The sequence below is a fragment of the Reyranella sp. genome (genome assembly GCF_965249915.1).
GTDB lineage: Bacteria > Pseudomonadota > Alphaproteobacteria > Reyranellales > Reyranellaceae > Reyranella.
On the sequence record NZ_OZ252257.1, the window covers coordinates 5,861,937 to 5,885,228 of the forward strand.

The following is a 23,292-nucleotide window of genomic DNA, read 5'->3' on the forward strand; positions in this document are numbered from 1 at the left end:
CTGGAAGGACTGGGTACACTGGCGACTCGCAGTTTACGAGGGACCTTTCCCATGGATGAACTGAGCGACACCAAAATCCGCAATGCCAAGCCGGCCGACAAGGAGTACACGCTCGCTGACGGCCAGGGCCTAAGCGTTGTGGTGCGACCCAATGGGACTAGGCTGTGGCTCTACCGCTACCGTTTCGGCGGCAAACGCAAGAACCTGTCCTTTGGCACCTTTCCCGGCGTCGGACTGAAGTCCGCCCGCGAGAAGCGGCACGACGCAGAGAAATTGCTAGACCAGGGGCAGGATCCGGCCGCAGTGCGCGAGGCGCAGCGAAAGGACGACGAGAAGCACAAGCACACCTTTCGCACGGTCGGCGAGGAATGGGTGAGCAAGAAGCTCGAGAAGGAAAACAAGGCCAAAGCGACGATCAAGCGAGAGCGTTGGAATCTCGGCCAGCTCAATCGCGAGATCGGCGATCGACCGTTGTGTGAGATCGAGCCTCCCGATTTGCTGACGGCGATGCGGCGCGTCGAAGCCCGCGGCCGCTACTATACCGTCGGCCGGCTGCGCTCGACGGCCTCGCGGGTCTTCCAATTTGGTATTGGCGCGTCGTATTGCAGCAGCGATCCCACCCGCGATTTGAAGCACGCGCTTACCAAGGCACCCAAGGCAAACCCGCGCCCGGCTCTGACCGACCCGGACGAGGTTGGCGACCTGATGCGGCGCATTGAAGTCTACGACGCCAAAAACGGCGGATTAGTGCGCTACGCGCTCAAGCTGATCGCCTTGACCATGGTGCGGCCGGGCGAGCTTCGGCTAGCGGAGTGGACCGAATTCGACGAGGCGAACCGGGTATGGTTGATCCCCGCCGAGAAGATGAAGATGCGCGATGATCACGAAGTGCCTCTTTCCCGCCAGGCGCTTGCTATCCTTTCTAAGCTGCACCCGTTGAGCAGCCGAGGCCGCTACTTGTTCTCGTACGACGATGATGTGCCTATGTCCGACAACACGCTCAACAAGGCTCTACGAATCATGGGCTACGATACTGGTCCCGGGGGCGACCACTGCGCGCACGGCTTCCGCTCGACCGCGTCGACCTTGCTCAACGAGGAGGGCGCGTTCGACGGTGATGTCGTTGAATCCCAACTTGCCCATTCGACGGAGGAAAAGAAGCGGCGGCGACGCGACGAGGTGGTGCGGCGCCAACTTGGCAAGGGCGACAAGAACAAGATTCGCGGCATCTATAACCGTGCCGCTTATTGGGCCGAGCGCGTGCGTCTAATGCAGCATTGGGCTGATCGGCTTGACAGCCTTCGCGATGAACGGCGCACCGTCTTGCTTAACAGATCCGCGGCCTAGCTTGCTCTTGATTCAACCCTGGGCAGCGAGGCGTGAAATTCGTCCACGCTGTCGAGGTCGATCATGGTCTTTCCTCCCATTTTATAGGCCCTGATACGCTGCTGGGCGATCAATTCGTAAGCCTTGGTCTTTCCGAATTGCCCATAGCGGCACCCATGCTTGAATTCTACGAGTCGACGCTGCTTTGCGTCGCCATTGTTGAGCATTGTTCGTGAAAGTGCGCTGAAACATTCTGTCCTGATCGGATGATCAGGCCGTGCTGCATACGCAAGCTGTTCAATCTTTACGCTTGGTGTCAACGCGCTCTCGCTGGGGAGACCCCCACCGTTGGGATGCTTGCTGCGCTCACTTTCATCCTGTTTCGACGCCATCGACACTCTCCCATTGCCTTGCTGCGTCGATCTAGGCGCTCAACGGTAACTGAACCAAAGGGCTTTGACGTCGTCGCGAGCTCTAGGGTGCTGTGGAGTGCGATTCGGATGGTTGGCCTCTTGAAGCAGATTTGAAATTCGTAGGTCACATCACCCGCCGCAGGGTGCTACGATGGCATCGCGAAGAGTGGTTTAGGTCCTGTGTCTCAGGCTGAGATAATGATTTCGCGCCGCATGGCTTGGTGAATAGCTCGTGCGGTCTTCTCGGCTACGCCGGCCTGTTCTGCAAACGCTGCCAATTTTCGACCTGCGTATGCATCTCCCCCGAATTGAATAAGGTCGGACAGCTCGAAATGATCGCGCTTGCCGTTCAGGCTCATCTGGTGCTGCTGCGTCCAGCTTCCATCCGGATTGTAAGCATACCCACCATGCCCTGCAGGCCCCGCGACTTCGCTGCCACCTCGTCAACCTCGCAGAGGGCCTGATCGACCAGAAACCAGACTACACCTTGAGCATGCAGGAAAATTACGATAATATAATGTAATTTGACCTGTCTAAAAATATTCGACGTGACGGTTTCCGGTTTGCCTATTCGGCTCCGATTACCCTGTAGGGGTGGCTGAGACGGTTGCCCGCCAGTTGAACGACGCCTGTCGCCTTCGCGCACGGGCGACGGCGAGAATCAGTAAAGGGCGGAGGGTGGATTTGGTCACAGCGCTGAGGAAGCAGAAGCCGGACAAGTCGCAATACCGCCGGCCCGCGAAGATCGAGGCATTACTGCAGACACTGGAGGGCCTCTCGCGCGCCGAGTTTCTCGCTCGCGCCCAAATCCGTGCGCGCGACGACGCGAAGTTTATCCCAAGCGAGTGCTTGATCTATTTCGTGCGAGTGAGCCGGGCCGATAACTCGGATGCGTGGTTCGAGCGGCTCTACAAGATCCTATCCGCCCGGGTGCTTCGCGCTCTGCCGACTGCGGACGCTGCCGACGGCGCGTCGCGCTCGCTGACGAGGGAGCGCATCCGCGAGAAGGTTTATGGCCGTTTCGTCGAAATGCTGGCGGGCGACCGCCAAGTTTATGACGAGCGGCTCGATTTCTTCGAAATCCGGTTCGACATGGCGCTCAAGCGCCTACGTCAGGACGCTCAAAGGCAAGCTTGGCGCGACGAAAACCGCTCTCAGCCGCTCACCTATGAAGGTGACAGCGGCGAGCTCAGTCCTGAGATCGAACGGGCGTCGGGGAGCACCAATCCGTTCGAAGCGATGGAAATCGACGACGAGGCTTTCCGATTGCGATTGGATGCGGCGATTGAGGCCCTGCCATCAGAACAAAGCAGGACCATCCAGATGCTTATGCTAGAATATCAAATCCATTCCGAGGACCCGAACGTCATCACGATCTGCACGGTGCTGAAAAAGACGCCCAAAACGATCTGGAACTACCGCGATCGGGCGATGAAGACATTGCGTAGCGTGCTGATCGAAGGGGACGACCAATGACCGATCCAAACGCTAGCCGGCTTGAAGACGTCCTCGACGCTTTCGCGATGGAAGAAACCCACGCGAAGGCGACGCTCGATAGCTATTTGACCGCGTATCCGCAGTACGCTGGCGAGCTGATCGATCTGTCGCGCGAGCTCATGCACGCGCTCCCGGCGAAGGACGAGCTCTCGGGCGCAGACTTGGCCATGATCGACGCCGGCTGGCTGAAGCACGCCGCCGCCCAACCGAAATCAGTGGCCGACCCGTTCGCGACGCTCTCGCCCACCCGTAGTCGCGAAATCGCGGTCGAGATGGGCATTCCACGCCAGGTCGTGACCTCTTTCCGCGAACGTCGCATTCAGCCGGCATCAGTACCGAGAGGCTTCTTGCGGCGGTTCGCCGGAGCGCTCTCGATCTCGGCCGACGATCTTTCCGCCTGGCTATCGCCGGCGCCCGCGGCCGCGTTCGCCCGCAGCTACCGGTCCGACGCCCAGCCGGGCGCGGCCGCGCAGCTGTCGTTCGAGCACGTATTGATCGATGCGGGTGTTTCGGACGACGACCGGGCTCGGCTTTTAGCGGACGTCGACTAGGATGGACGCCGCCGAACTTGGCCGACGCCGGGCAGCCGATCTGCACGAGCAAGCGGCTGCAACTGGCAAAGACCCGCGGCAGCCGTATGCGTTTGCGCTCGCTGAAGCCACGCGTCGCGGGCTCGACATTGAAAAGGCGAATCCCGGGGCCGGAATACTCGACGGCGGGCGGGCAACCTACGTTCCCGCCGATGGCCTGATCATCCACGAGAACATCGGCTCGGACTTTGAGCAGGCGTTCCTCGTCGCCCATGAGCTGGGCCACGTTGAACTCGGTGACGAAACCGGACCGGTGACCGTCAACGAGATCGACCCGCTCCGTCCATCCGAACCGTCTCCTGTCGGCTTCGATCGGGTGGTCGACTATGGTCGCCGCCAGCGCCGCGAGGTCCAGATGGACCTCTTTGCGCGCGAGTTCCTGTTACCCCGTGCCCTCGTGCGGCGACTTCACGTCGAGGAGGGGCTGACCGCGGCGCAGATCGCGGCACAGATGGGGGCACCCATCGATGTCGTCTCACAGCAGCTGCTCGACGCTTTGCTGCTGCCAATCGAACCCCTGATCGCTGAAAAGGCGCACATCGAGCGGCCTCTCAACGACCTGCAAGGCGCTGCGGCCAGGCACCGGGGCGGCGCATTTCTGCTTGAAGCCGGTCCGGGCACCGGCAAGACCCAAACGCTGACGGGCCGCATCGAAGGGCTTCTCGCGGACGGGGTCGATCCCCGACGCATCCTCGTCTTGACCTTCTCCAACAAGGCCGCCGGCGAGATGACCGAGCGGATCGCGCGCAAGAACCCCGAAGCGGCCGCCGCAATGTGGATGGGCACGTTCCACGCCTTTGGCCTGGACATTGTGCGGCGCTTTGCCCCCAAGCTCGGCCTACCAAACGACCCGCGGATGATGGACCGCACCGAGGCTGTCGAGCTGCTCGAGCAAGAGTTTCCGCGGCTTCATCTGAAGCACTACCAGGACCTCTACGACCCGACCCGCAACATCGCCGATATTCTCTCGGCGATCTCGCGCGCTAAGGACGAGGTGGTCGATGCCGACGAGTACGCGGCCCTAGCAGCCGCGATGCGGGCGAAGTCGACGACGAGCGATCAGATTGACCAGGCCGAGAAGGCGGCAGAAGTCGCCGTGGTTTATGAGGCCTACGAACGCCTCAAGCGCCAAACCCACTGCATTGACTTCGGTGATCTCGTGTCGATGCCCGTGCGGCTCCTCGAAAGTGACGCGCGCGTCCGTGCAAGCATCCAAGGCGCCTATGACCATGTGCTGGTCGACGAGTACCAAGACGTCAATCGAAGCAGCGTTCGCCTTCTAGAGGCGATCTGCCCGACGGGCGAGAACCTCTGGGTGGTGGGCGACGCCAAGCAGTCAATCTATCGGTTCCGGGGTGCTTCATCGTTCAACACGGCTCGGTTCGGCAAAAAGGACTTCCCCGGCGGCGCACGCGGCCGGTTGAAGCGTAACTACCGTTCATCCAAGGAGGTGGTCGACGCCTTTTCGGCCTTCGCCACCCAGATGAAAGTGTCGAACGGCGATACTGGTCTCGACGCTGATCGCGGCGCGGTCGGCGCACCCGTCGAGCTCCACGCGGTCCGACAGGGTGACGAACAGGTCGTCGTCATTGCTGAAGCGATCGAGGCGATGCGCGCCGGCGGCTACAAGTATCGCGACCAAGCCGTGCTCTGCACTGGCAACGAACGCCTGTCGTCGATCGGGCGAGACCTCGAACGCTTCGGGATTCCGGTGCTCTTCTTGGGCAGCCTGTTCGAACGCCCCGAGGTCAAGGATCTGTTGGCGATCCTGTCGCTCCTCGTCGATGCGCGCGCGATGGGCGTCGTCCGGGTTGGGGCCCTACCGCAGTTTGCGTTGTCGCTCGCCGACGTCGCTATGGTGCTCGGCGCGCTGCGTGACGCGGAAGAGGACGATGTTCCTGGGGGCTGGTCGAAGATAGATCCAGCGATCTTGAGCGAACCGGGCCGCGAGGCCTGGGCGAGACTCCAGGCCACGCTCGCGGGGTTTTCCGAAACCTCCTCACCATGGGATGTCCTAGCCGCGGTCCTGCTCGAACGGACGCGGATCGCCGCAGACATCGCAACTGCGACGTTGGTGTCTGATCGGTCGCGCGGCATCGCGATCTGGCAGTTCATGAACTTCTTGCGCGTCCAGCCGCGCGGGCGCGGGCGCGGGCGCGGGTGGCCGGTGCGGCGCCTGCTCGACCGCGTCCGACGCCTGGTCCGGATCGGCGATGATCGCGACCTACGCCAGCTGCCGGCCGCGGCGCAAAGCCTCGACGCGGTACGGCTCATGACCGTGCATGGCGCCAAGGGATTGGAGTTCCCGGTCGTCCATTTGCCCGGGCTGAACCAGGACACCCTGCCGGGCAATGCCAAGTCCCCGACGTGTCTGCCGCCAGACGGCATGATCGCCGGCGGCGAGGGCGACGCCTTGACGGTATTCCGCGCGGGCGATGCGGAGGAGCGGGAATGCTTGTTCTACGTCGCTGCGTCGCGGGCGCGCGACCGTCTCTTCCTCTACGCGGTCACCCACAAGTCCAACGACGCGGCGCGGCCTCTGTCGCCGTTCCTCGACAGGCTTGGGGGTAACTTGGCGCGTCGATCGATAACGCCAACGCGGACATTGCCGTCCAAGCCCGAAGACGCGCCGATCAACCTCGTGGTTAGCGGCAAGCTCCAGTTCACCGGTTCGCAGCTGTCCTTGTATGAGCCATGTCCGCGGCGCTTCTTCTACACCCATGTCCTTCAGATAGGCGGCCGTCGTTCCGAGACCATCTACATGCTCATGCACGAGGCCGTGCGAGTGGTCACCCAAGCCGTCGTGGCGGGCAAGATCGACATAACGGCCGATGCGGACCTTGTTCAGTATGTCGCGCGCGCGTGCATCGACCACGGCCTCGAGGAATGCGGTGTGCTCGCCGAGCTGCAAGCCGCCGCAGTCGATATGGTCCGCTACTTCCGGTCCACGCGCGCCGGCGCCACCGCCGTCACGCCCACGGGGCTTCGCCTCAACTTGGGTGGTGATGAGCTCATGTTCCGCGCCGAGGATGTGGTGACAGCGCCCGACGGGACGCTGGTCTTCCGGCGGGTGCGTACGGGCCGGATCCGCTCCAAGGAAGATTCCGATGTCGCAGCGGCCTCTTTGCTCTTGGCGGCTCAGCAGCATGGATCCGGCGCCCGCGTCGAGCTGGTCCACCTGACGGACAAGGCGGTCACGCCCTTGAGTTTGACCGCCACGGTGCTGCGCAACCGCCAGCAGACCCTCTCGTCCTATCTCGCCAAGATCAGAGCCGGAGCCTTCAGCGCCATCCCGTCGGAACGCACGTGCCCCGGTTGTCCGGCATTTTTTATTTGCGGCCCAGTCTCGCCCGGCAGCCTGAAGATTTAGGTCTCGAGACCTTACCGGTTCGCCGCCTTCGCATCGATTGACCCTTTGAAGCCCACGAGGCTGGTCACGAAACGAAGGAAAACTGAACTATGACGACTCCCGACAACGGCGGTGAACCGCCCGAAATCCAGCACGCGCTCGGCCACCTGAAGGCGGCGGAACACGACCTGGCACTGGCCCACGAGGCCGAACACCGCGCTGAAGACGAAGTCCGCAAAGCGGCGCACGAGATCGAGGACGCCCTTGCGCACCGCGGGACTGAGATCATCGTGAATTCGCGCCCCCGCGAGATCCCCGGCAAGATCGCCGGGTTCGAACAGGTCGTGCAGCTCGCCTTCCCGGGCGGCGCTGCGGACCAAAACACGGTCTATTCCATGACCTACCGCCACGCGGCGGCACACCCCCACGCGGGCGAACTCGGCCCGGGCGGCAAGGTCGAAGTGAAGAACGGGACGGTCTTCAATGTCACCCGCACCGTTCGCTCGTAGCGCCGACCTGAAGCAGCTCCGCGAGGACGGCTACCTCGTGCAGATCATGGGCAATCTCTTGGTCTTGCGCGAGGTGCCGTACCTCAACGCCAAGCAGGAGCTGAAGCGCGGGACCTTGGTCTCCACCCTCAACCTGGCCGGGGACCAGACCCAACCGCCTGAAACGCACGTGATCCACTGGATCGGCGAATACCCGTGCGGCGTGGATGGCCGCCCGATCGAAGCGCTGCGCCACCAGGACAACGCGACGAACCTCGGTCACGGCCTGATAGCCCGCCACGGTTTCTCGAACAAACCGGAAGGCGGCTATCGCGACTACCACCACAAGATGACGACCTATATCGCGGTGATCTCGGGCCCGGCGACGACCGTGTCGCCGGGCGTGACTGCCCGCGGTAACGCCGTACCCGAGGAAGAAGAGGCGTCGGTGTTCAACTACGTCGACACCGCCACGGGGCGAGCGGGGCTGGGTGCCTTGGCAGAGAAGCTGGTGCAGGACACGGTCGCGATCATCGGACTTGGCGGAACCGGCGGGTATGTCTTCGACCTCGTCGCCAAGACACCGGTGCCGGAGATCCGGTTGTTCGACGCGGACGAGTTTATGTCGCACAACGCCTTCCGGGCGCCGGGCGCGGCCTCCTTGGAAGAGCTGCGCGAGCTGCCGTTCAAGGTGGGCTACTGGACGAAGATTTACTCACGCATGCGCAAGGGGATCGTGCCCCATCCGGTCGCGATAGACGCCACGAACGCACACCTACTCGACGGGGTGACGTTCGCCTTCATCTGTATCGACGACGGGCCTTCGAAGAAGGCGGTGATCGATAAGCTCGAGGCGATCGGCGCCTCGTTCATCGACGTCGGCATGGGCCTGCAGCTCGACGACGGGTCGCTCGGCGGTATCCTACGCATCACAGCCAGCACGCCCGCCAAGCGCGACCACATCCACGCCGGCCGCATCGACTTTAGCGACGACAAGGGTGAAGACCTGTACGCCACCAACATCCAGGTTGCCGACCTCAACGCCCTGAACGCCGTCATGGCGGTGATCAAGTGGAAGAAGATGCGCGGTTTCTACCGGGACCTAGAGGGCGAGCACCACAGCACGTACACGACCGACGGCAACCTGCTGCTGAACGGGGATCAATGATGCTGAAGTACAAGCACCTCGATCATCAGTTCGTCCGGCACATGCCGGACAAACCGAGCCCAGGCATCCTCTACATCTCGATGGAGTACGCCACGGCCTCACACCTGTGCTGCTGCGGCTGCGGGGAGGAGGTGGTGACTCCTTTCGCGCCGGCGCAGTGGAAGATGACCTTCGACGGCAACGCGGTTTCGCTCCACCCGTCGGTCGGCAACTGGCTCCTGAAGTGCCGGTCACACTACGTCCTACGCGAAGGGCGAGTTGTGGGTGCCGGATTGTGGTCAGACGCGGAGATCGCGGCCGGGATTCTTCGCGATGGGCGGGCTCGGGCTGCAATGTTTGATCCACCGAGGCAAGTGATTGCCGACACACCTGTACCTGCTAACGCTTCGACCGCTAAGAAGCGCGGGTGGGCCCGCATCACGGCCTGGTTCACTGGAAGGTAGATCAAAGTGCACGGAAGCATCGCAGTTGGCCTGCGGAGCGGCGCTTGGGGCGGCTGAGCACCACCCTGGGCGCCCAGGCTGCGCCGAGAGATGTCCTCTAAGTATGCGCGGAACAGCCGGGGACGATCAGAACTTGGCAGGGATTATCGGTTCAGGAGTGTCGTCGTCCTTGAGTAACGCGAAGGTCCGAAATGGCGCAAATTCGGCTGCCGGTTACTTCTGACTGCCTGACGACATTTCGGATTGCCGGTACCGTATTGAGAGTGAGAGGGCTGCGCCTGTTTCCGTGACGGATTGGAGGTCGAGAGGAAGTCTCTCGGCCGTCCGTCGCGGAGCATTTCTCATGGCCAAGGTCGTTCAGAAGATCACCCTCAGCGCTTCACGCGACATCCCTTTCAATAAGCTAGCGCTCAGCCAGTCCAACATACGCCGACTGAAGGCGGGCGTCTCGATCGAGGACTTGGCCGAGGACATCGCCCAGCGCGGGCTCCTGCAGAGCCTCAATGTTCGACCGCTCCTCAATACCGAGGGCGTCGAGACCGACACCTTCGAGATCCCGGCCGGCGGCCGACGCTACCGCGCCCTCGAGCGGCTCGTGAAGCAGAAGCGCCTTGCGAAGACAGCACCAATCCCGTGCATCGTACGGAGTCCGATAGCCGACATCTCAGCCGAAGAAGATTCGCTGGCCGAGAACCTCCAGCGTGTCGCCCTGCATCCGCTGGACCAGTTCCGGGCCTTCAAGATCCTGCGCGACCAAGGAGCGGGCGAGGAGGAGATCGCCGCCCGCTTCTTCGTCGCGACTGCCGTGGTGAAGCAGCGGCTGCGTTTGGCCTCTGTCTCCGAGAAGCTGCTCGGGATCTATGCCGAGGACGGCATGACGTTGGAGCAGCTCATGGCGTTCACCGTTACCAGCGACCATGCCCGGCAGGAGCAGGTCTGGGAGGCGTTGCAGCAGTCCTATAACAAGGAGCCTTACCTGATCCGCCGCCAGCTCACCGAGAGCGCCGTGCGCGCGTCAGACCGCCGTGCGCAGTTTGTCGGTCTCGATGCTTACGAGGCAACGGGCGGCGTGGTCCTGCGCGACCTGTTCGAGGAGGACGGAGGCGGCTGGCTGCAGGACGTAGCCCTGCTCGATCGCCTGGCCACCGAGAAGCTGGCGGCCGAAGCCGAGAAGATCGGTGCCGAAGGCTGGAAATGGATCGAGGTGGCCGTCGATTTCCAGTATGGCCATGCCCGGCATCTTCGGCGGCTCGACGGGGTGGAGGTCGAGCTCACGCCCGACGAACAGGCGACGTTCGACGCTCTGACCGCCGAGCAGGCCAAACTCGAAAGCGAGTACGAAGGTGCCGACGAGCTGCCGGACGAGGTCGACGCGCGGCTGGGCGAGATCGAGGAAGCGCTTGCCGCCTTCGACAGCCGTCCGGTTCGCTACGAGCCGGCCGCGATCGCGCGTGCCGGTGTGTTTGTCAGCATCGCAGCAGACGGACACCTCGCTGCCGATCGCGGCTATGTCCGGCCGGAGGACGAGCCGATGCAGGTCGGCAGCGAAGACCTGCAGGAAGGCGAGACCGGCGGGGCGGCTGAGACAGCGTTTGCCACTCCCGCCCAACGTACCGTCATCACCATCGGAGGCGACCAGCCGGAGGACGACGGTGACGACGACACGATCAAGCCGCTCCCGGAACGGCTCGTGAGCGAGCTGACGGCTCATCGCACCCTCGCGCTGCGGGACGCGGTGGCGAACAACCCGCAGGTCGCCTTCACGGCGCTGCTGCACAAGCTTTGGCTCGACACCTTCCAGCACAGCGCTCCCGGCGCCTCCCTGGAAGCCTCGGTGCGGCATGTGTTCTTCCCTGCCCAGTCGACCGATTTGAAGGACAGCCCCTCGGCCAAGGCAGTCGCCGATCGGCACGAAGCCTGGAAGGCCGAGCTGTCCAAGGAAGACGACGCGCTGTGGGACTGGCTCGCCTCGCTCGACGATGCACGTCGTGCTGCGCTGCTCGCGCATTGCGTCTCGTTCGGCGTTAACGCCCTCTATGAGAAGGGTGACCGCTACGGTGGGCCGGGCGTCTCGGCGCACGGTGTGCAGCAGCGCATCGCCCAGGCCGACCGGCTGGCCCGTGCCGTCGGTCTCGACATGGTCGAGGCCGGCTGGCGGCCCACGGTCGACAACTATCTCGGCCGTGTCACCAAGCCCCGCATCCTGGAAGCGGTGCGGGAGGCCAAGGGCGATCAGGCAGCACAGCTCATCGACCATCTGAAGAAGGCGGAGATGGCGAAGGAGGCCGAGCGGCTGCTTGAGGGTACGGGCTGGTTGCCTGCCCCACTGCGAATCGCCGACAGCGGGGACGTGTCGGACACACCTGCCGAGTCGGCCGAGGAGCTTCCCGCTTTCCTCGCCGCCGGCGAAGGGGATGCCGCGACTGACGAGTCCGAGCCTCATCCCATCGCTGCGGAATAGCGTGAACGCCGCGGCCGGGCGAGGCCGCCCGCGGTGTCTTCGCCAATCGTTGGAAAAGCCCGGCCGCCGTGCCGGGCTTTTCCTTTGAGAGATTCCTCGCATTCGTCGCGCAAGGCGAGAGGGAGAGGACGGCCGGAACGGATTTGAGCCGGCGGGGTCCAGAGAGAGCGCCTCCCGGTTCGGACCGTTCCCGCTCTCCCGAGGTCTCCTCCATGTCGAATGTCTCCCTCCCGGCGGCCGCACCCGCGCCGCTGCGCTCGCTCGCTGGCGTTCCTGCGGATCCGTCCGCCGGCATTGCCGCGGCCGCACACCTTCTTCTCCCTTATCTTGAGCGTGGCAGCCGCATCGATGCGGTTACGCTGCGCGCCGCCATGGAGCACGCCTACGGCGGTTCCGACTCAGCCGGCGCCTGGGACTGGAAGACCGCCTACGATGCCTGCGAGGCGGCGACCGTGCTGTTCATGCGTAAGTTCGGCCCGGCCATTCGGGCACGGGCGGGGTCACCAGCTTCCGAACTGTCCATGCTCGGCAGGATCGCGGCACTTCTCCCCATCCACACGCGGCGCTCCGAGGAGAGCCGGGCGCTGCAGCAATTCTCGACGCCGCTGGCGCTCGGGTTTGTCGCCGCGACCGCTGCTTCGATAGGCCTGGCCGATCTCGTGCTCGAGCCTTCAGCTGGCACGGGCCTGCTCGCCATATTCGCCGAGCTCGCGGGGAGCAGACTTGTCCCGAACGAGCTTGCAGAGACCCGTGCGGCCTTGCTCCGGCGGCTGTTTCCGAATGTGGCGACCACACGCTACGACGCGGCACACATCCACGACCATCTCGACGATGCTGTGCGGCCGAGTGTCGTGCTGATGAATCCGCCGTTCTCGGTCGCGGTGAATGTCGACGGTGCCGTTCCAGACGCTGCTCTGCGCCATGTCTCGTCGGCGCTTACGCGACTCGCCCACGGCGGACGCCTGGTCGCGATCACCGGCGCCAGCTTCTCGCCGGACCATCCATTGTGGCGCGAGGCCTTCGTCCGCCTTCAGGAACGCGGCCGTGTCGTGTTTAGCGCTGCCGTCGATGGTCGCGTTTATGCTCGCCACGGTACCGCGGTCCAGACTCGGCTGACGGTCATCGACCGCATACCGGCGGATGATCCGAGGTCGTTTCCGGCATCACCGGGCATGGCACCTGATGTCGCGACGCTGCTTCAGTGGGTGACGTCCCATGTTCCGGGACGCTTGCCTCTTAATGGCACCGTGCTTCCTGCATCCGTCCCTTCCGTCACGGTCGTGTCGCATCGCAAGCCCGCCCGGCAGCCGCGCGCCGTTGCCGGCGATTCGCTTGAACGAGTGGGTACGGAGCTCGCCTACGAGACCGTGGACTGGAAGCCGGCCGAGGGCGGCAGCCTTACCGAGACGCTGTACGAAGAATATGAGCTGCAGTCGATCCGGATTGCCGGTGCGCGGTCCCATCCGACACGGCTGGTGCAGTCGGCGGCGATGGCGTCCGTCGCGCCGCCTAAGCCGAGCTATCGGCCAAGCCTGCCGGCCAATGTCATCGGCGACGGTCTGTTGTCGGACGCGCAGCTCGAGAGCGTCATCTATGCCGGCGAAGCACACCTCGGGCATCTCGCCGGATCGTGGGTGGTCGACGAGACCTTCGACCTCGTCTCGGCCGCACCCGATGGGGCCGAGGGCGCCGTTCGCTTCCGGCGGGGCTGGATGCTGGGCGACGGCACCGGTGCCGGCAAGGGTCGCCAGGTCGCCGGCATCCTGCTCGACAACTGGCTGCAGGGTCGCAAACGCGCGGTGTGGGTGTCGAAGTCCGACAAGCTGATCGAGGACGCCCAGCGCGACTGGTCGGCCCTGGGCATGGAACGCCTGCTGGTGACGCCACTGTCCCGCTTTCGCCAGGGCACGCCGATCCGCTTGGAGCAGGGCGTCCTTTTCTCCACCTACGCCACGCTACGGACCGACGCACGCGAGGAAAGAGTTTCGCGGGTCCAGCAGATCGTCGATTGGCTGGGGTCGGAGTTCGACGGAGTGATCGTGTTCGACGAGAGCCACGCCATGGCCAATGCTGCCGGAGGCAAGGGTGAGCGCGGCGACCAGGCGCCGTCGCAGCAAGGCCGTGCCGGCCTACGTTTGCAGCATGCGCTGCCCAATGCCCGGGTCGTGTATGTGTCGGCCACCGGGGCCACCACTGTGCACAATCTCGCCTACGCGCAGCGGCTCGGACTGTGGGGCGGCGAGGACTTTCCGTTCGCCACGCGCGCCGAGTTCGTGCAGGCGATTGAGGCCGGTGGCGTAGCGGCAATGGAGGTTCTTGCTCGGGACCTCAAGGCGCTTGGCCTCTACGCGTCACGATCACTGTCCTACGAGGGATTACAGTACGAGTTGGTCGAGCATGCGCTGTCGCGCGAGCAGATCCGCATCTACGACGCCTATGCCGGCGCCTTCCAGGTCATCCACAACAACCTCGACGCCGCCATGCAGGCCGCCAACGTCACCGGCGAGCGCGGCACGCTCAATGCCCAGGCTAAGTCCGCGGCACGCTCGGCTTTCGAATCCGCCAAGCAGCGCTTCTTCTCGCACCTGATCACCTCGATGAAGACGCCGACACTGATCAGCGCGATCGAGCGTGATCTCGAGGCCGGACATGCCGCCGTCATTCAGATCGTCTCCACTGGCGAAGCGCTCATGGAGCGCCGGCTTTCCGACATTCCGACCGAGGAGTGGGGCGACGTGCAAGTCGACATCACGCCGCGCGAGTACGTGCTCGACTATCTAGCGCACAGCTTCCCGACCCAACTGTTCGAGCCCTTCACGGACGGCGACGGAAATCTCTCTTCACGGCCGGTCTATCGTGACGGCCAGCCCGTGCAGTGCCGCGACGCCGTCGACCGGCGTAACCGCCTGGTCGAGCGGCTGGCCTCGCTCGCCCCCGTACAGGGTGCGCTCGACCAGATCGTGCAGCGCTTCGGTACCGAGCTGGTCGCCGAAGTAACCGGCCGATCGCGGCGGATCGTTCGGAAGGGCGACCGGCTCTGCGTCGAGAACCGGGCGGGTTCCGCCAATCTCGCTGAGGCGCAGGCCTTCATGGACGACGCGAAGCGCATCCTGGTGTTCAGCGATGCCGGTGGTACCGGCCGTTCCTACCATGCCGACCTTTCAGCCCGGAACCAGCGGCTGCGGGTCCACTACCTGCTGGAGTCAGGCTGGAAGGCGGACACAGCCATCCAGGGGCTGGGGCGCAGCAACCGCACCAACCAGGCACAGCCGCCCCTGTTCCGGCCGATCGCCACCAACGTGAAGGCCGAGAAGCGCTTCCTGTCGACCATCGCCCGGCGTCTCGACACGCTGGGTGCCATCACCAAGGGCCAGCGCCAGACGGGTGGTCAGGGTCTGTTCCGGGCCGACGACAATCTCGAATCGCCCTACGGTCGGGCGGCGCTGCGCCAACTCTACCTGTTGCTGTTCTCCGGCAAGGTCGAGGGCTGCTCGCTGGAGGCCTTCCAGGCAGCCACCGGACTGCATCTCACGGACCAGGACGGCAGTCTGCGCGAGGAGCTGCCGCCGATCACGACCTTCCTCAATCGCCTGCTGGCCCTCACCATCGACCTGCAAGACACGCTGTTCGGCGTGTTCGAGGATCTGCTGCGGGCGAAGATCGAGGGAGCGCAGGCATCCGGGACCTACGATGTCGGCGTCGAGACGCTGACTGCTGAGAGCCTGACGGTGACGAAGCGCGAAGTGGTCCATGTCCATCCGACGAGCGGCGCCGAGACGCAGGTATTCACTGTCCGCCGTCGGGAGCGCAATCAGCCGCTTGCCTTGGTCGAGGCACTGGACAGAACCAGCGATCCGCGTGCGGTCCTGCTCGTGAATGCGCAGTCCGGCCGGGCGGCCGTACAGGTCCCGACGCCCAGCGTCATGCTGGACGATGGCGAGGTCGAACGCCGCGTCCGCCTGCTGCGGCCGATGGAGCGGACCGCCCTTTCGGTAGCGGCGCTCGAACAGTCGCACTGGCAACGGTCGGATCGAGCGGCGTTTGCTCAAGCCTGGACACGGGAACTCGCCGAGATACCGCCTTTCACGGAGAGCGAGCTCCATATCGTCACGGGGCTACTGCTGCCGATCTGGAAGCGCCTGCCGGACGAGTCCACGCGGGTCTACCGCCTGCAGACCGATGCCGGCGAGCGTGTCATCGGCCGGCTGGTCTCGCCGGCCTGGGTGGCGCAAGCCGTCTGCGCCGATGGCGTGAGCCTCGCGCCGGCGGATGCCTGGACCGCCGTGCTTGATGGTCGGACCATCCTCGAACTCCAGAACGGGCTGTCACTTCGCCGCGCCAAGGTCATGGGCCTGTTCCGGGTGGAACTCTTCGGCTTCACGGACGGCATGGTCGATCGCCTGAAAGCGATGGGGCTGATGTCCGAGATCATCGCCTGGAAGCTGCGGCTATTCGTGCCGACCGGCGCCAATGGTCCGGAGATCTTGGCGGCGCTGATGGAACGCTACCCGATCGTGCGCATCGCCGATCGGGCAGCGGCATGAGGAGGCAGTCGTGCCATCGCCCGCCGCGGAGCTCGCCCGGCGCCTCGCGCGCAATGCCAAGGCAGTCTGCCATCACTATCTCTCCAATGGCCGTCGCGAGGGCCGTTACTGGCTGGTCGGCGATGTCGCCAACAGCCGGGGCCGCAGCCTGTTCGTGCGCCTGAGCGGCCCGGACCATGGCAAGGGTGCGGCCGGGCATTGGACCGACTCCGCCACGGGACAGCATGGCGATCTTCTGGACCTGATCGCCCTCAATCGCGGGTTTGACCGCCTGCGCGATACCCTGGACGAGGCACGGACTTTCCTGGCCTTGCCACCGGACCAGATCGCTCCTCAGCTTCAGCGCCTTCCTGCGCCACGCGGTTCGCCTGAGTCTGCTCGGCGTCTCTATGCCATGTCCCGGCCGATCACGGGCACCTTGGCTCAAGCCTACCTGCACAGTCGCGGAATCACGACCGTGGCTCACGATGACCCACTGCGCTTCCATCCACGCTGCTACTACCGGCCCGACGAGGACAGCCCGACCGAGACCTGGCCGGCACTGATCGCCGCTGTCACCGATCTGGGCGGCACGGTCACCGGCGCACACCGTACCTGGCTCGATCCCTCCGGACGCGACAAGGCGCCGATCGCTTCACCGCGACGGGCCATGGGGCACCTTCTAGGGCACGGAGTTCGCTTCGGCATGGCCGCCGACGTCATGGCCGCCGGGGAGGGGATCGAGACCATGCTGTCCCTGCGCATGATCCTGCCGACTCTGCCGATGGTCGCCGCCCTCTCGGCCAACCATCTCGCAGCACTGCTGGTTCCAACGACACTGCGCCGTCTCTATGTCGCTCACGATTCCGACCCGGCCGGTAATGCTGCGATGGCCACGCTGTGCAATCGCGCCGACGCCGCCGGGATCGAGTCGTTGGCCCTGTCGCCGTACTCCGACGACTTCAATGACGATCTCCGCCGCCTGGGAATCGAAGGGCTCCGGGCATCGGTGCACCGGCAGCTCGTCCCGAAGGACGTGGTTCGCTTCCTGGACTCGGCCGTAACGGGATGAGCACTGGCAAGTGAATCGATTCGTGCTCGGTCGCTCTTCTGCCCTTCGGACCGGACGGGAGCGCGCCCCGGCCTTCTAGAGGGGCGATCGGACGGCAGGCAGCCCGGTCCCGCAACGGCGGTCCTGTGGCTTTCTTCCCCTGCCGGCTGCGCCGGCATTCCTCGCGAGGCAAGAAAGCCTCGGCCCGCCGCCCTCCGCTGCGCTCCGGCCGCAAGCGCGGTGCGGGACCGGGCTGCCCGCCGTCTGTCGACGCCCACGAAGGCCGCGATGGGCGCGGCCGATCCGACAAAGGACAGCATCATGGCGACCCACAACGATCCTGACTTCGAGCCCGTGCACGGCTCATCCCCGACCGACAACGTCCTCACCGAGCTGCAGCTCTTTGGCCACCGTCCCTTCCAGGACGAGCCCGATCCCCGCCCGCTGCCGGAAGCCAACGCCATCACCGGCGCCGCCGTCGACATCTTCGATGCGCTGGTCTCAACCCTCACCGACACCCGTCTCGAACCCGATCTCGAGGACCTGCTTTGGTCGGCCGTCAACCTGTTCCATCGCGCCGTCGACCGGATCGAGCGCGAGCTCGACGGCAACGAGCAGGCGCAGCGGCGCAGCCAGAAGGCGCAGAACGGCTCGGAGGTCCGCTCGGTCGAGCTGGAGCGTCTCGTCGCCGAGGGCCTGACCCTGATCGAGCGTCGCAATGCCATGGAAATCTTCCGGGACCAAGCCGCCGAGCGCTTCGAGGTCCACACCGGCTCGACCTGGCGGCCACGCACCGGCTCGATGGTCAATCACCGGGCTCTCACTGCCGCGATGATTGACAGTCGCGAGTTTCTGAATGCGCGGCGCCGCGCCGAGACGGAACTTCTCGTTCCGGTCGGTCCCAAGATCGCTTTCACCGGCGGTGCCGACTTCAACGACCACCAGCTCATCTGGGCGACGCTCGACAAGGTTCGCGCCAAGCATCCCGACATGGTGCTGCTGCACGGCGGCTCACCGACCGGCGCCGAGCGCATCGCCGCTCGCTGGGCCGACAGCCGCAAGGTCACCCACGTTCCGTTCAAGCCCGACTGGACCCGTCACGCCAAGGCCGCACCCTTCAAGCGCAACGACCAGATCCTGGAAGTCCTGCCGATCGGCGTCATCGTGTTCCCAGGTTCTGGCATCCAGGAAAACCTCGCCGACAAGGCACGCAAGCTGGGCATCCCGGTCTGGCGCTTTGGTTCGGGTGGCGCGTGAGCGCCACCTCTTTCCTGCGCCCACGGGGACGGCCGACCCGTAAGAGCAAGAGGAAGGCCGGGAGCGGGTGAGCCGCCAGGCCTCAAGAGAGAGCGGGCAGCGGCTCGCCCTTTACGGCTCTCCGGGACATTATCCATGCCTATATCAACTGTGACCTCTGCATCTGCGTCGCTGCGCCAAGGCCCCATCAGGAATGGCAATCTTGCCGTTCTGCCGTCGACAGAGACCACGGAGCAGGATCTGCTCGCCGGCTTGCTGGCTTCCTCGCAAGGTAGCGAGCGAGCTTCTGCCCTCCTGCAGCACTTTCCGAGCATTGGCCATGTCATCACCGCCGAAGCGGCACAGCTTCGCGCCTTCGGATTGACGGGCCGCAACATCGCGGCGTTTCGGCTTGTTCGCGACATCGCATGCCGCATGGCCGAAGCCGGAGTGCGCAGGCGTCCCGTGCTCAGCAACTGGCAGGCGCTGATAGCCTACCTGCAGACGGCAATGGCTTACGAGCAGGTTGAGCAGTTCCGAATCCTGTTTCTCGATACCAAGAACAATCTGATCGCTGACGAGGTGCAGCAGCGGGGAACCGTCAATCACACGCCCGTCTACCCACGGGAGGTCATCAAACGAGCGTTGATTCTAAACGCCTCCGCTTTGATCGTTGTTCACAATCATCCGTCCGGCGATTCAAAGCCGTCGCGGGATGACATTGGGATGACGCGGGAATTGAAAGCGGCCGCCCAGGCTCTCGGTATCGAGCTGCATGACCATGTCGTGATCGGGCACGGCAATCATGCTTCCTTCCGCTCGCTCGGGCTTCTGTAGGTCGCAGGCTTTTACAGCATTCCCGGTCTGAATTGCGATCGCCGGCTGATGACCTTGCCGGCGATCACCAACACGCCGTCACCGGTGTAATGAAGCGTCTCGGGATGCTTCGGCGATGCCGCGACATGCGCCTTTACCACCTCGAAGATGAAGAAGTTGTACTTCGAGATCAGGCGGCCGTCCGCCAGCCGGCATTCGAAGCTGGCGTGGCATTCGGCGATCAGCGGCGCATTGACCTCCTGTGCCTTTTGAGGCGTCAGCTTGAACTTCTCGAACTTGTCGATCTGCGCCCCTGACGTGTTGCCGATACCGACGACCTCATCGATGAGCGCCGTGGTGGGAAGGTTGATGACGCATTCCCTGCTGCGCCGGATCAGGCCGAAGCTGTGATTGCCGCCGGCGATCACGCAGCCGATGAGGGACGGCGTGAATTCCATCACTGTGTGCCACCCCATCGTCATGATGTTGCGCTCGTCGCCATGCGCCGATGTGACCAGCACGATTGGGCCTGGCTCCAGATAGCGGCGGATCTTCGAGACCGGCAGGTCGTTCTTGCGGCGGACCCTCGCCATCTTTCCCCCTTGGCTGGAATGCGGTTCCTCGAAGTCAGGGCATTAAGCGTCGCTCATTTGCAACCAAAAGTCTCTCTTCTGCCACTTTCAGTCCTGATAAGATCCGGCGGCGCCATGGTGGTGGTGGAAGGCGCGACCGTTCGACCCTGGTCACGGAGATCCACCATGCTTGCTCTCGGCATCGTACTCAGCATCGTTGGGCTTGGCTTCTTCTGCCGGCTACTGTTTACGCTGGCTATCTATGCGCTTCCCACCTTCGCCGGACCCACCGCAGGATTGGCAGCGTTTCACAGCGGGGCTGGTGTCACCGGTGCGATCACTGTCGGATTGCTGGTGGGCAGCGCGACCTTGGCGTTTGGACAATTCGCCTTTGCGGGCACGCGCACGCCGCTTATTCGCGCCATCTTCGGCGTGCTCTATGGCGTTCCCGCTGCAATCGCCGGCTATCAAGTGTCATTTGCCTTGGCGGACATCGGCATGGTCGGCAGTGTTTGGCAGACGGCATTCGCCGCGGTCGGCGCGGTTGTCTCCGGCTGTACGGCTTTCTCGCGATTGGCGTTGTTGGCCCCGTCGCCGGACGCGCGGGGCGCGGGGAGTGCTTCCTCGCCTGCTGACGGCCGACTGCACGACCAGGGGCGCTGACGCTACTGGACCTCTTCATCGAACAGGTTGACGAAGATCGGCGTGGTGAACGCTTGTCCCGACGCGACTGTCGAACGCACGCCCTCTATGACCACTCCGAGGCGCCGTTTCTCTGGCAAGCCGACAGGATGAAGGCGAGGTGCGTCTGCGATCCGTTGAGCTGGGACGATGCCGTCCTGTTTCTACGCTATGGCCGCCGTCTCTTCGCCCGGTGTGCCGGTCCTCTTCCGCAGGGACCGTCAAGTTGGTCATGACTTCTCCCGAGGAGCTGTTCGGCGCGCGACCCTCGGCCTCTCGTTGGCTGATCTGGCCAGAGGACGGCTGCGCCTCGATCGCCTGAGCCGCAACGGCGGCGGTTCGACTTTCTTCCCCTGGGCTTCGCCCATTCCTCGCGAGGCAAGAAAGTCGCCCCGCCGCCATCCTCCGCTCTGCTCCGGCCCGTGAACGGGTGCGGCGTCGATCGCCTCGGGCCTGCAGATCGCCATCGAGGCCGCGATGGTCGCGGGGCTCGAAACAGCACAGGAGAAGTCACATGGCCAACATCGGTACCTTCAAGAAGTCCGGCAACGAGTACCAGGGCGAGATCGTCACGCTCAGTGTCCAGGCGAGGGGCGTGCGCATCGTCCCCGAGGCTAACCGCAGCAACGGCAACGCCCCCAGCCACCGGGTGTTCGTCGGTCGCGCCGAGATCGGGGCTGCCTGGTCGAAGCGCTCCAACGAGGGCCGCGACTACCTCTCGCTCAAGCTCGACGATCCGAGCTTCAACGCGCCGATCTTCGCCAATCTGTTCGACGACGAGGATGGCGAGGGCTTCAGCCTGATCTGGTCGCGCAGCCGCAAGAAGAACGGCGAATAATCCCGCATCCTGAAGCCCCGCCCGGTTCGCCGGGCGGGGTTTTTCTTTTCTTAAGGCAGTCAGCTTCGGGACAGACGCGCCACCCAGCGCAATGACCGTGGATATGGATTGCGGCACGCTGACAGCCCTTGCCGACTGCGCGGCACGTAATCGGTTGAGGGGAGTTGGCGCATCCGGCTACGCCGGACCGGGCTCTATGCGGCCGATTGGAAGGTTGGCAGCCGCACAAAGCCGCCCTTCGGATGAAGCAGGGGAATGGCGTCTTCACCTGACGGTGACGATCCCTTACGGAACTTCGATTTCTTTGCAAACTCAACGATCAAGCCAGCAGGACGCACGCTGAGGGCCTACGCAATCTCCCCCACCGTTAAAAGCGTGACGTCCTAGAGCCTACGCTCATTAGTACTGATTGAGAGCGCGGTTCGCACTGAGGAATATGCCGCAATACCCTCACCGACGAGATGACGAGAAAATAGTGACCGCATCAGGTATCTTCGCGGGATGCTTGTCGCGCTTTCTCTTCTTGCTGTTTCGGCGGTTTATGCCAGCGTCGGCCAGGCGGGCGGGACGGGGTTTCTCGCCGTCATGGCGGTCGCGGGTGTTCCGATCGTCGAGCTCCGACCAACGGCGTTGGCTATGAACATCGTCGCGGCGTCCTACACGACTTGGCGCCTGCATGCGCTCGGCCTGATCGATTGGCGCAGGCTCACCGCTCTCGCGGCCCCGGCGCTGCCGGCGGCGTTCGTCGGCGGACTTGTGGCGCTCCCCGCCGGCCTCTACGCGTTTGTAACCGGCGCGTTGCTGCTGGCGACAGCGCTGCTGATGGTGATGCGTCCGCAGGCGGCTCGCTGGGCTGTTTCGCCATCGACGGCCGGTCTGTCGGCATTGGGTGGAGCGGCCGGCCTACTCTCGGGCCTGTCGGGAATCGGCGGCGGCGTGTTCGTGGCGCCGGCGCTGATCGTGCTGGGCTGGGCACGGCCCAAGGAAGCCGCGGGCCTGTCTGCGCCCTTCATCCTGGGCAACTCGATTACCGGCTTGATCGGCACTCATTGCGCCGGGCAATCGGTCGCTGCGGAGTTTCCGCTTTACGCCGCCGTTGCCCTGCTGGGCGCGGTCGTGGGCGCTGCATTCACCCAACGCATCTCCGAGCAGGCAGTCCGATTCATTCTGGCGGGCATGGTGTCGATCGCCGGGTTTCGCCTCATGTCGAAGTGACGAGGCGTGAGCCGACGTCGGTAACACGCAAGCCCTGCTCGCCGTCGCAATCGATCCAGCCCATTATCTCGGCAAACTGGATGGCCTTCTCTACACATGCAGCATCCGACAACCGCAACCGCTGAGTAATCGGCGCCGCCCCACATCTGCTCGCCGCTCGTTTAGTCGTGGATTTCCCGCGCGATGCTGCGGGCCAGGAGGTCGACGGTGACAGTCATCCGCCGGCTACCCTCTCAGGCCCAGGTCAGATACAGGATGCGGCCGGCGGCCCCGAGCAAGAGAGCTGCGGCGGCAAGCGACGGAATGAAGAAGCCTGGAAACCGGCGGCGTGCCTCGGCAACATAGCCGACGAAATAGGCAATCCGTCCGATCACCCAAGCAAAACCCAGCGAGGCAGCGGCCGTGGCGTTCCAATAGATCGCGAACAGCCACATGACTGGCAGAAAGATCGGGACCACTCCAGCAGTTGAGGTGTGCACGGATGGTGCGTCAAGAAGCGGGTCCCCGCTCATCACGGGCGCGAGGATGCCTACTTTCGTGTGGGTACGCGCCACGCGGATTGCCATCCAGAAGTAACGCAGATTGCCGAGAGCGTCACCAACGAGACGTCGGCTTACGATTGCAC

General features: G+C 64.3%; 19 protein-coding genes. 15 read left to right on the forward strand and 4 right to left on the reverse strand.

The genetic code is table 11. From position 1 onward, the window contains the following. Nucleotides 1-51: 51 nt before the first annotated feature. The gene (locus tag ACP15H_RS28825) at nucleotides 52-1,347 is read left to right on the forward strand and encodes a tyrosine-type recombinase/integrase (protein ID WP_425069551.1); all 1,296 of its coding nucleotides are present in this window, start codon (nucleotides 52-54) and stop codon (nucleotides 1,345-1,347) included. Here ACP15H_RS28825 and ACP15H_RS28830 read toward each other — a convergent pair. Both ACP15H_RS28830 and ACP15H_RS28835 read right to left on the reverse strand, forming a co-directional pair. Beyond that, a complete protein-coding gene (locus ACP15H_RS28830; protein ID WP_425069552.1) occupies nucleotides 1,344-1,718 on the reverse strand; it encodes a hypothetical protein in 375 nt (124 codons plus the stop codon). The genes ACP15H_RS28825 and ACP15H_RS28830 overlap by 4 nt on opposite strands. A gap of 206 nt (nucleotides 1,719-1,924) precedes the next feature. Then, nucleotides 1,925-2,098: a hypothetical protein gene (locus tag ACP15H_RS28835; protein WP_425069553.1), complete on the reverse strand. Its 174-nt coding sequence runs from the start codon at nucleotides 2,096-2,098 to the stop codon at nucleotides 1,925-1,927. A 235-nt stretch (nucleotides 2,099-2,333) separates the two neighbouring features. Here ACP15H_RS28835 and ACP15H_RS28840 point away from each other — a divergent pair, with 235 nt between their 5' ends. From ACP15H_RS28840 to radC, 11 genes are all read left to right on the forward strand, one after another. Further along, complete coding sequence (locus ACP15H_RS28840) at nucleotides 2,334-3,215, forward strand: DNA-binding response regulator (RefSeq protein ID WP_425069554.1); 882 nt, start codon at nucleotides 2,334-2,336, stop codon at nucleotides 3,213-3,215. Beyond that, the gene (locus ACP15H_RS28845) at nucleotides 3,212-3,787 is read left to right on the forward strand and encodes a hypothetical protein (protein ID WP_425069555.1); all 576 of its coding nucleotides are present in this window, start codon (nucleotides 3,212-3,214) and stop codon (nucleotides 3,785-3,787) included. Before ACP15H_RS28840 ends, ACP15H_RS28845 begins: the two co-directional genes overlap by 4 nt. A gap of 1 nt (nucleotide 3,788) precedes the next feature. Next, complete coding sequence (locus tag ACP15H_RS28850) at nucleotides 3,789-7,196, forward strand: UvrD-helicase domain-containing protein (RefSeq protein ID WP_425069556.1); 3,408 nt, start codon at nucleotides 3,789-3,791, stop codon at nucleotides 7,194-7,196. Nucleotides 7,197-7,285: 89 nt separating this feature from the next. Beyond that, nucleotides 7,286-7,684 (forward strand): multiubiquitin domain-containing protein, encoded by a 399-nt coding sequence (locus ACP15H_RS28855; protein ID WP_425069557.1) that lies wholly within the window; start codon nucleotides 7,286-7,288, stop codon nucleotides 7,682-7,684. Beyond that, nucleotides 7,659-8,831 carry a ThiF family adenylyltransferase gene (locus ACP15H_RS28860; protein ID WP_425069558.1) on the forward strand — a complete coding sequence of 391 codons (1,173 nt, stop codon included), beginning with the start codon at nucleotides 7,659-7,661 and terminating at the stop codon, nucleotides 8,829-8,831. Before ACP15H_RS28855 ends, ACP15H_RS28860 begins: the two co-directional genes overlap by 26 nt. Continuing rightward, on the forward strand, nucleotides 8,831-9,274 hold the full coding sequence (locus ACP15H_RS28865) for a DUF6527 family protein (protein WP_425069559.1): 444 nt from the start codon (nucleotides 8,831-8,833) through the stop codon (nucleotides 9,272-9,274). Before ACP15H_RS28860 ends, ACP15H_RS28865 begins: the two co-directional genes overlap by 1 nt. 343 nt (nucleotides 9,275-9,617) lie before the next feature. After that, nucleotides 9,618-11,735, forward strand: a complete 2,118-nt coding sequence (locus ACP15H_RS28870; RefSeq protein ID WP_425069560.1) for a ParB/RepB/Spo0J family partition protein — start codon at nucleotides 9,618-9,620, stop codon at nucleotides 11,733-11,735. A gap of 212 nt (nucleotides 11,736-11,947) precedes the next feature. Next, a complete protein-coding gene (locus tag ACP15H_RS28875) occupies nucleotides 11,948-16,279 on the forward strand; it encodes a strawberry notch-like NTP hydrolase domain-containing protein (protein WP_425069561.1) in 4,332 nt (1,443 codons plus the stop codon). Between the two features lie 10 nt (nucleotides 16,280-16,289). After that, nucleotides 16,290-17,330: a DUF7146 domain-containing protein gene (locus ACP15H_RS28880; RefSeq protein WP_425069562.1), complete on the forward strand. Its 1,041-nt coding sequence runs from the start codon at nucleotides 16,290-16,292 to the stop codon at nucleotides 17,328-17,330. Nucleotides 17,331-17,630: 300 nt separating this feature from the next. Then, nucleotides 17,631-18,566: a DUF2493 domain-containing protein gene (locus tag ACP15H_RS28885; protein ID WP_425069563.1), complete on the forward strand. Its 936-nt coding sequence runs from the start codon at nucleotides 17,631-17,633 to the stop codon at nucleotides 18,564-18,566. A 150-nt stretch (nucleotides 18,567-18,716) separates the two neighbouring features. Further along, entirely contained in the window at nucleotides 18,717-19,382 is a 666-nt protein-coding gene (radC, locus tag ACP15H_RS28890; RefSeq protein ID WP_425069564.1) for a RadC family protein, read from the forward strand. An 11-nt stretch (nucleotides 19,383-19,393) separates the two neighbouring features. Here the strand turns inward: radC and ACP15H_RS28895 are convergent, their stop codons facing one another. Then, nucleotides 19,394-19,954, reverse strand: coding sequence for a flavin reductase family protein (locus tag ACP15H_RS28895; protein WP_425069565.1), 561 nt, complete (start codon nucleotides 19,952-19,954; stop codon nucleotides 19,394-19,396). A 165-nt stretch (nucleotides 19,955-20,119) separates the two neighbouring features. On the opposite strand from ACP15H_RS28895, the gene ACP15H_RS28900 reads away from it, so the two are divergent. From ACP15H_RS28900 to ACP15H_RS28910, 3 genes are all read left to right on the forward strand, one after another. Then, the gene (locus ACP15H_RS28900) at nucleotides 20,120-20,596 is read left to right on the forward strand and encodes a hypothetical protein (RefSeq protein ID WP_425069566.1); all 477 of its coding nucleotides are present in this window, start codon (nucleotides 20,120-20,122) and stop codon (nucleotides 20,594-20,596) included. 532 nt (nucleotides 20,597-21,128) lie between these two features. Next, on the forward strand, nucleotides 21,129-21,452 hold the full coding sequence (locus ACP15H_RS28905) for a DUF736 domain-containing protein (RefSeq protein WP_425069567.1): 324 nt from the start codon (nucleotides 21,129-21,131) through the stop codon (nucleotides 21,450-21,452). Between the two features lie 501 nt (nucleotides 21,453-21,953). Continuing rightward, entirely contained in the window at nucleotides 21,954-22,667 is a 714-nt protein-coding gene (locus ACP15H_RS28910) for a sulfite exporter TauE/SafE family protein (RefSeq protein WP_425069568.1), read from the forward strand. Nucleotides 22,668-22,900: 233 nt separating this feature from the next. On the opposite strand, the gene ACP15H_RS28915 is transcribed toward ACP15H_RS28910, so the two are convergent. Beyond that, on the reverse strand, nucleotides 22,901-23,233 hold the full coding sequence (locus tag ACP15H_RS28915) for an MAPEG family protein (RefSeq protein ID WP_425069569.1): 333 nt from the start codon (nucleotides 23,231-23,233) through the stop codon (nucleotides 22,901-22,903). Nucleotides 23,234-23,292: the final 59 nt, after the last annotated feature.

What these genes read in the sequence shown, in the direction of transcription:
- ACP15H_RS28870 (WP_425069560.1), top strand. Translation starts at nt 9,618, where the DNA reads ATGGCCAAGGTCGTTCAGAAGATCACCCTCAGCGCTTCACGCGACATC.
- ACP15H_RS28860 (WP_425069558.1), top strand. Translation starts at nt 7,659, where the DNA reads ATGTCACCCGCACCGTTCGCTCGTAGCGCCGACCTGAAGCAGCTCCGC.
- ACP15H_RS28850 (WP_425069556.1), top strand. Translation starts at nt 3,789, where the DNA reads ATGGACGCCGCCGAACTTGGCCGACGCCGGGCAGCCGATCTGCACGAG.
- ACP15H_RS28885 (WP_425069563.1), top strand. Translation starts at nt 17,631, where the DNA reads ATGGCGACCCACAACGATCCTGACTTCGAGCCCGTGCACGGCTCATCC.
- ACP15H_RS28865 (WP_425069559.1), top strand. Translation starts at nt 8,831, where the DNA reads ATGCTGAAGTACAAGCACCTCGATCATCAGTTCGTCCGGCACATGCCG.
- ACP15H_RS28825 (WP_425069551.1), top strand. Translation starts at nt 52, where the DNA reads ATGGATGAACTGAGCGACACCAAAATCCGCAATGCCAAGCCGGCCGAC.
- ACP15H_RS28910 (WP_425069568.1), top strand. Translation starts at nt 21,954, where the DNA reads ATGCTTGTCGCGCTTTCTCTTCTTGCTGTTTCGGCGGTTTATGCCAGC.
- ACP15H_RS28905 (WP_425069567.1), top strand. Translation starts at nt 21,129, where the DNA reads ATGGCCAACATCGGTACCTTCAAGAAGTCCGGCAACGAGTACCAGGGC.
- ACP15H_RS28835 (WP_425069553.1), bottom strand. Translation starts at nt 2,098, where the DNA reads ATGAGCCTGAACGGCAAGCGCGATCATTTCGAGCTGTCCGACCTTATT.
- ACP15H_RS28845 (WP_425069555.1), top strand. Translation starts at nt 3,212, where the DNA reads ATGACCGATCCAAACGCTAGCCGGCTTGAAGACGTCCTCGACGCTTTC.
- ACP15H_RS28900 (WP_425069566.1), top strand. Translation starts at nt 20,120, where the DNA reads ATGCTTGCTCTCGGCATCGTACTCAGCATCGTTGGGCTTGGCTTCTTC.
- ACP15H_RS28855 (WP_425069557.1), top strand. Translation starts at nt 7,286, where the DNA reads ATGACGACTCCCGACAACGGCGGTGAACCGCCCGAAATCCAGCACGCG.
- ACP15H_RS28915 (WP_425069569.1), bottom strand. Translation starts at nt 23,233, where the DNA reads ATGGCAATCCGCGTGGCGCGTACCCACACGAAAGTAGGCATCCTCGCG.
- ACP15H_RS28830 (WP_425069552.1), bottom strand. Translation starts at nt 1,718, where the DNA reads ATGGCGTCGAAACAGGATGAAAGTGAGCGCAGCAAGCATCCCAACGGT.
- ACP15H_RS28895 (WP_425069565.1), bottom strand. Translation starts at nt 19,954, where the DNA reads ATGGCGAGGGTCCGCCGCAAGAACGACCTGCCGGTCTCGAAGATCCGC.
- ACP15H_RS28875 (WP_425069561.1), top strand. Translation starts at nt 11,948, where the DNA reads ATGTCGAATGTCTCCCTCCCGGCGGCCGCACCCGCGCCGCTGCGCTCG.